The organism is Streptomyces fuscigenes (genome assembly GCF_021556455.1).
GTDB classification, from domain to species: Bacteria; Actinomycetota; Actinomycetes; order Streptomycetales; family Streptomycetaceae; genus Streptomyces; species Streptomyces fuscigenes.
Genome location: NZ_JAKGCV010000797.1, coordinates 1 through 1,102, shown reverse-complemented (window position 1 = coordinate 1,102; position 1,102 = coordinate 1). Strand labels below are relative to the sequence as shown.

The 1,102-nt window shown below is 76.6% G+C and carries 2 protein-coding genes; both read right to left on the bottom strand.

Translation table 11 applies throughout. From position 1 onward, the window contains the following. Positions 1-120 precede the first annotated feature (120 nt). Entirely contained in the window at positions 121-507 is a 387-nt protein-coding gene (locus L1885_RS28635) for an ATP-binding protein (protein ID WP_235800046.1), read from the bottom strand. A gap of 319 nt (positions 508-826) precedes the next feature. Next, the coding region (locus L1885_RS28630; protein WP_505016799.1) for a VldE C-terminal domain-containing protein at positions 827-1,102 on the bottom strand (276 nt) is incomplete at its 5' end.

Here is a 1,102-nt window from a genome sequence, read left to right as displayed (position 1 = left end):
CGCAGCCCCGGGGCGCGGCCCCGCGGAACACGCGGGCCCGGGCGGGGGAGCCGCCCGCCCGCGAACGGCCGAGGGGGCCCGGAGCACTGGACGCTCCGGGCCCCCTCGCAGGGGTGGGACTCAGCCGCCGAGCGGCAGGTTCGGCAGCTGGTTGTGCGCGGCGGTGTCCCCGAGGACGGTGCCGGCGCTGCCCGCGGTGTCGCCGGCCACCTTCTGCACGGCGGGCGCGACGGTCTTGCCGGTGGTGCCGACGGTCTTGCCGGCGGCCGGAACGGCCGTGCCGACGATGTGCGCACCGGTCGTGCCGGCCATGTCGCTCGCCGAGCGGGCGCCGTGGTCGATGGTGTTGCCGACGTTGGAACCGTCGAGCGCGCTGACCGCTCCCAGGTCGGTGGCCCCCGGCAGCGACGCGGCGTTGGCGGCGCCTGCGACGACGACGGGGGCGGCCGCGCCGGCGGCGACGAGCAGCGCGGCGCGGGCGATGCGGCGGGTCAGGGGGAGGGACATGATGCTCCTTCGACGAATGAGCGGCGCCCGTGGGCCAGGCCGGTCGGCCCGGCCCGTCGGTGTCGGGCGTCGGTCGGACGCCGTGACAACTCCCTGAGGGGCGTTGGAGGTTGCGGAGCACCAACGTAAAGAGTTGGTAATGCGTCGTATTGTCGGCACCGGGCGAAAGCGGGCAAACGGCGACTTCCGTGCGGGCCTGGCGAACCGTCACTCCGCAGGCGCCCCAAGCGGAAGAGGGTCATGAACCGACTGTCCGACGATCTTCGGGAAAGTGCCACGCACACCTGCCGCACCCACGCCGTGCGGGTGACCCGCCGAACTACTGCGCGAGAGTGATCCGGACCTCGGAGTCGCGCGACTTGTCCGATTCGCCGGACCGCTTCGGCGCGTGCTGCCACCCGGCCCCCGCGTCCCCCGCGCTCCACACGCGCCCCGCGTACGCGACGCGGTCGATGCGCAGCGCCCCGGCCCGCGCCACCGCCCAGTGCGCGAGCGCCCAGCCGCGCTGCCCGTCCGTGGTGCCCGCCGGGCCGGCCCCCGCGTCCCGCGCCGGCACCGCGACGACCGTCGCCGGGGCCGCCGCCCGCCCGGGCGC

Bases quoted from the DNA above. Each gene is read 5' to 3' on its own strand.
- L1885_RS28635 (WP_235800046.1), bottom strand. From the start codon at position 507: ATGTCCCTCCCCCTGACCCGCCGCATCGCCCGCGCCGCGCTGCTCGTC.